General features: G+C 67.7%; 7 protein-coding genes. 6 read left to right on the plus strand and 1 reads right to left on the minus strand.

Annotated elements, in window-relative coordinates; genetic code table 11:
• Nucleotides 1-203: 203 nt before the first annotated feature.
• Complete coding sequence (gene def / locus AC1DU6_RS13695) at nt 204-743, minus strand: peptide deformylase (RefSeq protein ID WP_457323460.1); 540 nt, start codon at nt 741-743, stop codon at nt 204-206.
• Between the two features lie 49 nt (nt 744-792).
• On the opposite strand from def, the gene AC1DU6_RS13700 reads away from it, so the two are divergent.
• The 6 genes from AC1DU6_RS13700 to AC1DU6_RS13725 all read left to right on the plus strand — a co-directional run.
• Nucleotides 793-1749, plus strand: a complete 957-nt coding sequence (locus AC1DU6_RS13700) for an MBL fold metallo-hydrolase (protein WP_457323461.1) — start codon at nt 793-795, stop codon at nt 1747-1749.
• 297 nt (nt 1750-2046) lie between these two features.
• Nucleotides 2047-4575, plus strand: coding sequence for a nitrite reductase large subunit NirB (gene nirB / locus AC1DU6_RS13705; protein ID WP_457323462.1), 2529 nt, complete (start codon nt 2047-2049; stop codon nt 4573-4575).
• Between the two features lie 13 nt (nt 4576-4588).
• The gene (gene nirD / locus AC1DU6_RS13710; protein WP_457392180.1) at nt 4589-4912 is read left to right on the plus strand and encodes a nitrite reductase small subunit NirD; all 324 of its coding nucleotides are present in this window, start codon (nt 4589-4591) and stop codon (nt 4910-4912) included.
• A gap of 30 nt (nt 4913-4942) precedes the next feature.
• Nucleotides 4943-5755: a formate/nitrite transporter family protein gene (locus AC1DU6_RS13715; RefSeq protein ID WP_477857766.1), complete on the plus strand. Its 813-nt coding sequence runs from the start codon at nt 4943-4945 to the stop codon at nt 5753-5755.
• A gap of 139 nt (nt 5756-5894) precedes the next feature.
• Entirely contained in the window at nt 5895-7616 is a 1722-nt protein-coding gene (locus AC1DU6_RS13720; RefSeq protein WP_477857768.1) for a bifunctional protein-serine/threonine kinase/phosphatase, read from the plus strand.
• A 124-nt stretch (nt 7617-7740) separates the two neighbouring features.
• A partial coding sequence (locus AC1DU6_RS13725; protein ID WP_477857770.1) for an FHA domain-containing protein occupies nt 7741-8032 on the plus strand: 292 nt, incomplete at its 3' end.

Here is an 8032-nt window from a genome sequence, read left to right on the forward strand (position 1 = left end):
GGTCGGAGGATCACGGTCGGCGTCCTGTGCCTTGACGGCAGGCGCGATCGCAATGAACAGCGCCAGAGCCAGCATGCGCCAGCTGTTGCGCTTCAGGACAAGCTTGGATTCGATGGACGTGGTCATGAGCCAATGCTCCTTTGCGCCTGCGCAACGCACAAGATCCGCGTGCGGTGCACCGCACTTACAAGTGTTTCCATCTCTCAGTCGTCGTCGGACGCGGGGTCGAGCTCCGGGAAGAGCACGGACGTGAAGCCGAAGCGAGTGAAGTCCTTGATCCGCATCGGGTAGAGGATGCCGTCCAGATGGTCGCACTCATGCTGCACGACGCGGGCATGGAAACCCTCGGCGATGCGGTCGATCACCGCACCATCGGCATCGAAGCCGGTGTAGCGGATGCGTTCATCGCGCTCGACGACGCCGCGCAGCCCCGGCACCGACAGGCAGCCCTCCCAACCCTCGGTGCGGCCGCCGTCCAGCACTTCGATCTGCGGATTGATCAATACGGTGGGCGGCACCGGCGGGGCATCCGGGTAGCGCACATTCTTCGTGTAGCCAAAGATGACCAGGCGCAGGTCCACGCCGATCTGCGGCGCCGCCAGACCCGCGCCATTGGCGGCGGCCATGGTTTCGAACATGTCGGCGATCAGCGCTTTCAGCTCCGGCGTGCCGAAGGCGGTGACCGGTTGGGCCACGCGCAGCAAGCGCGGGTCGCCCATCTTCAAAATCTCGTGCACCGCCACTGCGGCCTCCTTGGGCTATCGTGATCGGTGATTCTAGGAAGCCCCGTTCATGCTTGACTTCATCGAAGACCTCGGCCACGGCATCTACGCCATCGACACCGGCTTCCAGCGCCCGCGCTTCGATGCCGCCTATCTGATGGTCGAGAACGGCCGCGCCGCCTTCATCGATACCGGCACCAACCATGCCGTGCCGCGCCTGCTGGCGGCATTGAACGCGCTGGGGCTGTCACCGGAGGCAGTGGACTGGGTGATCCCGACCCACGTGCACCTGGACCATGCCGGCGGCGTCGGCCTGCTGATGGAAGCCCTGCCCCAGGCCCGCGCCTTGGTGCACCCGCGTGGCCTGCGCCACATGGTGGACCCCAAGGCGCTATGGCTGGGAGCGCTCGCCGTCTACGGCGAGGCCGAGATGCAGCGCAGCTACGGCAGGCTCGTGCCCGTGCCGGCTGAACGCGCCGAGGCCAGCCATGACGAGCAGGTCATCCACCTCGCCGGCCGGCCGCTACGCCTCATCGACAGCCCCGGCCACGCCAGGCATCACCACGCGATCTGGGACGAGAGGAGCCGCAGCTGGTTCACGGGCGACACCTTCGGCCTGTCCTATCGCGCCTTCGACGTCGACGGCCGCGCCTGGATCCTGCCGACCAGCACGCCGGTGCAGTTCGAGCCCGAAGCGCTCAAGTCCACCGTCGCGCGGCTGCTGGCGGCCGAGCCGCTTGCGATGCAGGTCACCCACTACGGCCGCATCGGCGGCTCGGTGGACGAAGTGCGTCGCCTGGCCGCGCTGATGCTGGAGCAGGTGGACGAGATGGTGGCGCTGGCCGAGTCCCTGCGCGCCGCGCCGCGCCGTCACGAGCAGCTCAAGGCCGGCCTGCTGGATGGCTATCTCGCACGCCTGCGCAGCCACGGCCACCCGGCTGACGCCGAGGCCGCCGACTGGCTGGCCCTGGACGCCGAGCTGAACGCGCAAGGCCTCGAGGTGATGCTGGACCGCCCGGCCCGCTGACGGGGCGATGCGCCCCGCCGCGGTGCGTCGCCTCGCACCGCCTCTGTGCCACCCCTGCGTGGTGCATGCCGGCTCATGGGCGATGCCCGTTTCTGGCGCAGGCATGGTCCTTGCGACGTAGGAGATGAGGTGCTGCGCTGACGCGGCCCTCTGCTTCCGCAGAAGCATCGCCAAAGGCGGCGAACCTCATCTTCCGGCCCCGACCGAGCAGACCGCTGCTCTCGGGGCCTTCTTACTGGTGGCTCCGATCTGGCCTTTCCAAGCCCGTCGGCGCAGCCTGCTTCGCCCTGAAAAGACATGCAGCACATCGTCCTCATCGGCCACGGAATGGTGGGCCAGAAATTTCTCGAATCCCTCGCAGAGGGGCCTGCTGCCGCCGACGTGCAGGTGACGGTGCTGTGCGAGGAGCCACGCCCGGCCTATGACCGCGTGCACCTGTCCGAATTCTTTTCGGGCAAATCGGCCGAGGACCTGTCCCTGGTGCCCGAGGGCTTCTTCGAGAACCACCCCGGCTTCAAGCTGCGCCTGGCCGCCAAGGCCGTGGCCATCGAGCGCCGCGACCACACCATCACGCTGGCCGACGGCGAAGTCGTCCACTACGACAAGCTGGTGCTGGCCACGGGCTCCTACCCCTTCGTGCCGTCAGTGCCCGGCCGTGATCGGCCGCATTGCCACGTCTACCGCACCATCGAAGACCTGGAAGGCATGAAAGCCAGCGGCGCGGTCTCCAAGACCGGCGTCGTCATCGGCGGCGGCCTGCTGGGCCTGGAATGCGCCAAGGCACTGCGCGACATGGGCCTGGAGACGCACGTCGTCGAGTTCGCACCGCGCCTGATGGCCGTGCAGATCGACGAAGGTGGCGGCCGCGTGCTGCGCAAGAAGATCGAAGACCTCGGCGTGCAGGTCCACACCGGCCGCAACACCCTGGAGATCACCGACGGCGCGATGGCCCGCCACCGCATGGTGTTCGCCGACGGCACCTGGCTGGAGACCGACATGATCGTGTTCTCCGCCGGCATCCGCCCGCGTGACGAACTGCCCCGCCAGTGCGTGCTGGCCATCGGCCCGCGCGGCGGCGTCGTCATCGACGACCACTGCCGCACCAGCGACCGCAATGTCTACGCCGTCGGCGAGGTCGCGGCCTGGAACGAGCAGACCTACGGCCTGGTCGCCCCTGGCTATGAGATGGCCCGTGTGGCAGCCCGCCATATCGCCGGCGATGCCGAGGCGGCCTTCCCCGGCGCCGACCTGTCCACCAAGCTCAAGCTGATGGGCGTGGACGTGGCCAGCATCGGCGACGCTCATGGCAAGACGCCGAACTGCCGCAGCTACCAATATGTGGACGAGCGCAAGCAGGTCTACAAGAAGATCGTCGTCAGCGAGGACGGTGAGAAGCTGCTCGGCGCCGTGCTGGTGGGCGACGCCGCCGAGTACGGCACGCTGCAGCAGATGCAGCTGAACGGCATCAAGCTGCCGGCCGACCCCGAGTTCCTGATCCTGCCCAGCAGCGACGGCAAGGCCAAGGTCGGCATCGGCCCGGACGCCCTGCCCGACAGCGCCCAGCTGTGCTCGTGCAACAACGTCAGCAAGGGCCAGATCTGCTCGGCCGTCGGCGACGGTGCGACCACCATCGGCGCACTCAAGGCCTGCACCAAGGCCGGCGCGACTTGCGGCGGCTGCGTGCCGCTCGTTACCCAGGTGATGAAGTTCGAGATGGCCAAGCGCGGCATGGCCGTGAACAACCACATCTGCGAGCACTTCCCGCATTCGCGCCAGGAGCTGTACCACCTCATCCGCGTGGGCGGCATCAAGACCTTCAGCGACCTGATGGCCAAGCACGGCAAGGGCCTGGGCTGCGACATCTGCAAGCCCGCGGCAGCCAGCATCTTCGCGTCGTGCTGGAACGAGTTCGTGCTGGAGCCCAAGCTGGCCGCGCTGCAGGACAGCAACGACTACTACCTCGGCAACATCCAGAAGGACGGCAGCTACTCCGTCGTGCCGCGCATGCCGGGCGGCGAGGTCACGCCCGATGGCCTGATCGCCGTCGGCCAGGTGGCCAAGAAGTACGGCCTGTACACCAAGATCACCGGCGGCGCGCGCGTCGACATGTTCGGCGCCCGCGTCGAGCAGCTGCCCTTCATCTGGGAAGAGCTGATCGCCGCCGGCTTCGAGAGCGGCCATGCCTACGGCAAGTCGCTGCGCACGGTGAAGAGCTGCGTGGGCAGCACCTGGTGCCGCTATGGCGTCGACGACTCGGTCGGCCTGGCCGTCGAGATCGAGAACCGCTACAAGGGCCTGCGTGCGCCGCACAAGATCAAGTTCGGCGTCTCCGGCTGCACGCGGGAATGCGCCGAGGCCCAGGGCAAGGACGTCGGCATCATCGCGACGGAAAAGGGCTGGAACCTCTACGTCGCCGGCAACGGCGGCATGAAGCCGCGTCACGCCGAGCTGATCGCCAGCGACCTGAGCAAGGTCGACCTGATCAAGTACATCGACCGCTTCCTGATGTTCTACGTGCGCACGGCCGACCGCCTGCAGCGCACCAGCACCTGGCGCGACAACCTCGAAGGTGGCCTGGACTACCTGAAGGACGTCGTCATCAACGACAGCCTGGGCCTCGCCGCCGAGCTGGAGGCGCAGATGCAGGCCGTCGTCGACACCTACCAGTGCGAATGGAAGACGGCCGTCACGACGCCCGAGGTGCGCCAGCGCTTCCGCTCCTTCGTCAACAGCGACAAGCCGGACGAGCGAATCATCTTCGTGGAAGAGCGCGGCCAGATCCGCCCCGCGCGTGCCGAAGAGCGCGAAGAAGAAGCCACCGTTTGATCAAGGAGCCGACATGACTTTCACCCACATCTGCGCCGTCGACGACATCCTGCCCAACACCGGCGTGGCCGCTCGCGTCGGTGACCACCACGTGGCCGTGTTCCGCGTGGGCCAGGAGAACTTCCACGCCATCGACAACATCGACCCGCGCTCCGGCGCCAGCGTGCTGGCCCGCGGCCTGGTGGGCAACCTGGGCGAGCGCATCGTCGTCGCGTCGCCGCTCTACAAGAACCATTTCGACCTGAACACCGGCGAGTGCCTGGAAGCGCCCGAGCAGTCGGTGCGCGCCCATGCCGTGCAGGTGCAGGACGGCCGCGTGCTCGTCGCGCTGCGTTGACTATTTGATTGGCGAAAGAGGAGACAAACCATGGCCTACGTCGTACCCACCGAGTTCGTGACCAAGATGGTCGATGCCGGTGAATCCAAGCTGCTGATGTCCACCCGCGACACGCTGATCCGCTCCTACATGGCGGGCGCCATCCTGGCGCTGGCTGCGGCCTTCGCGGTGACGGTCAGCGTCAACACCGGAAACCCGCTGGTTGGCGCGCTGCTGTTCCCGGTCGGCTTCATCCTGCTCTACCTGATGGGCTTCGACCTGCTGACCGGCGTGTTCACGCTGGTGCCGCTGGCCGTGCTGGACAAGCGCCCCGGCGCGACCTGGGGCGGCGTCATGCGCAACTGGACGCTGGTCTTCTTCGGCAACTTTGCTGGGGCGCTGACGGTGGCCGTCTTCATGGCCATCATCTTCACCTTCGGCTTCAGCGAGGCGCCCAACGCGGTCGGACAGAAGATCGGCACCATCGGCGAGGGCCGCACGGTGGGCTACGCGGCCCATGGCGCCGCCGGCATGCTGACCCTCTTCATCCGTGGCGTGCTGTGCAACTGGATGGTGTCCACCGGCGTGGTCGCGGCGATGATGTCGACCTCGGTTTCAGGCAAGGCYATCGGCATGTGGATGCCCATCATGGTGTTCTTCTACATGGGTTTCGAGCACAGCATCGTCAACATGTTCCTGTTCCCCTCGGGCCTGATGCTGGGCGGCAAGTTCACGATCATGGATTACCTGATCTGGAACGAAATTCCCACCGTGGTCGGCAACCTGGTCGGCGGCCTGACCTTCGTGGGCTTGTCGCTGTACTCGACGCATTACAAGACAGYTCCCAAACGCGTGATCGTGTGAGCCCCTCGTCCAAGGAGTACCTTGGCCGGTCCCCCGAGGGGACGGCGATGCTTGCGGCATCGAGCCGCAAGCACATCGCCAAAGCGGGCCGGCTTGGGAGCGGCCCGGCGCTCGGCCCGAAACGCTCCGGTGTCATTGCATGACTCTACGGGTCGCAGTCGGCCAGCACTCCGAGGCCGGCGTCAAGCCGCTGAACCAGGACTTCCACGGCGCAGCCCTGCCGACCGACGCACAGCGCCGCTCGCGGGGCATTGCGCTGGCGATTGCCGACGGCATCAGCAGCAGCCCCGTCAGCCAGATCGCCAGCGCGGCGGCGGTGCGCGGCTTCCTGGAGGACTACTACGGCACCTCCGAGGCCTGGACAGTACGCCGCGCCGCCCAATGCGTGCTGGCCGCCACCAACGGCTGGCTGCACGCCCAGACGCAGCTCGGCGAAGGCCGCTTCGACAAGGACCGCGGCCATGTCTGCACCTTCAGCGCCCTGGTCTTCAAGGGCCGCGAGGTGCACCTGCTGCATGTGGGCGACACGCGCGCCTACCGCATCCATCCCACCGCGCTGGAGCAGCTGAGCCACGACCACCGCGTGCGCCTGGACGGCGGCCAGACCTATCTGGGCCGGGCACTGGGCATCAGCCCGYATCTCGAGATCGACCACGCCTGCTGGCCCACCGAGGTCGGCGAGACCTATCTGCTGGCCACCGACGGCGCCTACGAGCACCTGGACCCGGCGCTCGTCGTCAGCACCGTCAGCCGCCACGGCGCCGACCTGCAGGCCGCCGCCCAGGCCCTCGTGGCCGCGGCGCTGGCGCGGGGCAGCCAGGACAACGCCACCGTCATGCTGGCGCGCGTTGAATCCCTGCCCGATCAGCTCGCGCCGCCCGTGCAGCGGGAGCGCCTGCGCCTGCCGCCACGGTTGGCCCCGCGCATGGAGTTCGAGGGCTACCGCGTCATTCGCGAGCTCTATGCGAGCGCAAGGAGCCAGGTCGTGCTGGCCGTCGATGCCCAGGAGCGCGAATGGGCGCTCAAGCTGCCCTCCGCCGAGATGGGCACCGACAGCCGGGCCCTGGACCGCTTCGCGATCGAGGAGTGGGTGGCGCGGCGCGTCGACAGCCCGCACGTCATCAAGGCCGCGCCGGCCGAGAAGCGGCGTGAGCACCTCTTCACCGCGATGGAGTTCATCACCGGCCAGACCCTGGCCCAGTGGATGACCGATCACCCGAAGCCTGGGCTCGACGAGGTGCGCCAGCTCGTCGACCAGATCGCCCGTGGCCTGCAAGCCCTGCATCGCAAGGAAATGCTGCACCAGGACCTGCGGCCCGAGAACCTGATGATCGACCGCCAGGGCACTGTCATCCTCATCGACCTCGCCTCGGCCCATGTGGCGGGCCTGAACGAGGGCCTGGGCGATGCGCGCGCCACCGACATCGCCGGCAGCCTGCAGTACACCGCGCCGGAATACTTCACCGGCGACGGCGGCACGCAGGTGTCCGAGCTGTTCTCGCTGGCCGTGCTGGCCTACCAGATGCTGACCGGCGCCCTGCCCTACGGCCTGCAGGTGCCCCAGGTGCGTGGCCCCCGTGACCTGCACAAGCTGCAATACGTGCCGCTGCGCACCCGGCGCCCCGACCTGCCCGACTGGCTGGACCGCGTGCTGCGCAAGGCCTTGCATCCCCAACCCTCACGGCGTCAGCAGGCACTGTCAGAGCTGGCGCATGACCTTTATGCGCCCGGCCCCGAGTTCATGAGCCGGGACCGCACGCCGCTGCAGCAGCGCCATCCGCTGCTGTTCTGGCGCGTGCTGACGCTGGTTTTCGGCCTGGCGACGCTGGTGTTGCTGGGATTAAGGCTGAGCGGCAGCTGACCCCCAACCGAGGGAAGGACCGGTGCTCCTGCCCGGTGAATGTGTTTCAGAATGTGCTCATTCCGCAGCACGCGCCGAAAGTGTGTGCGCCGCAGGTTGGCGGTAGGAGCGTGGAGGGGCTTGAATGGGCAGTACGCCGTGGTTTCTGGAGAGCGTGGCCGCCGATGGATCGCGCGTCACGCATCGCATCGACCGGTTGCCGTTCAGCGTGGGTCGCGATGCCGGCAATGACCTGACCATCGAGGCGCAGGGGCTGTCTCGACGGCATGCCGAACTGCAGGCCGACGAGGCGGGCGGCCTGCTGGTGGTCGACCTGGGCAGCACCAACGGCACTTTCGTGAACCACGAGCGCCTGGTGGGCCCGCGGCAGCTGGCACCGAACGACATCATCCATTTCTGCACCGCCGAGTTCCGCC

It is taken from the genome of Roseateles sp. P5_B10, assembly GCF_056400485.1.

Coding starts and splice junctions, on each gene's coding strand:
- nirD (WP_457392180.1), top strand. CDS start 4,589: ATGACTTTCACCCACATCTGCGCCGTCGACGACATCCTGCCCAACACC.
- AC1DU6_RS13700 (WP_457323461.1), top strand. CDS start 793: ATGCTTGACTTCATCGAAGACCTCGGCCACGGCATCTACGCCATCGAC.
- nirB (WP_457323462.1), top strand. CDS start 2,047: ATGCAGCACATCGTCCTCATCGGCCACGGAATGGTGGGCCAGAAATTT.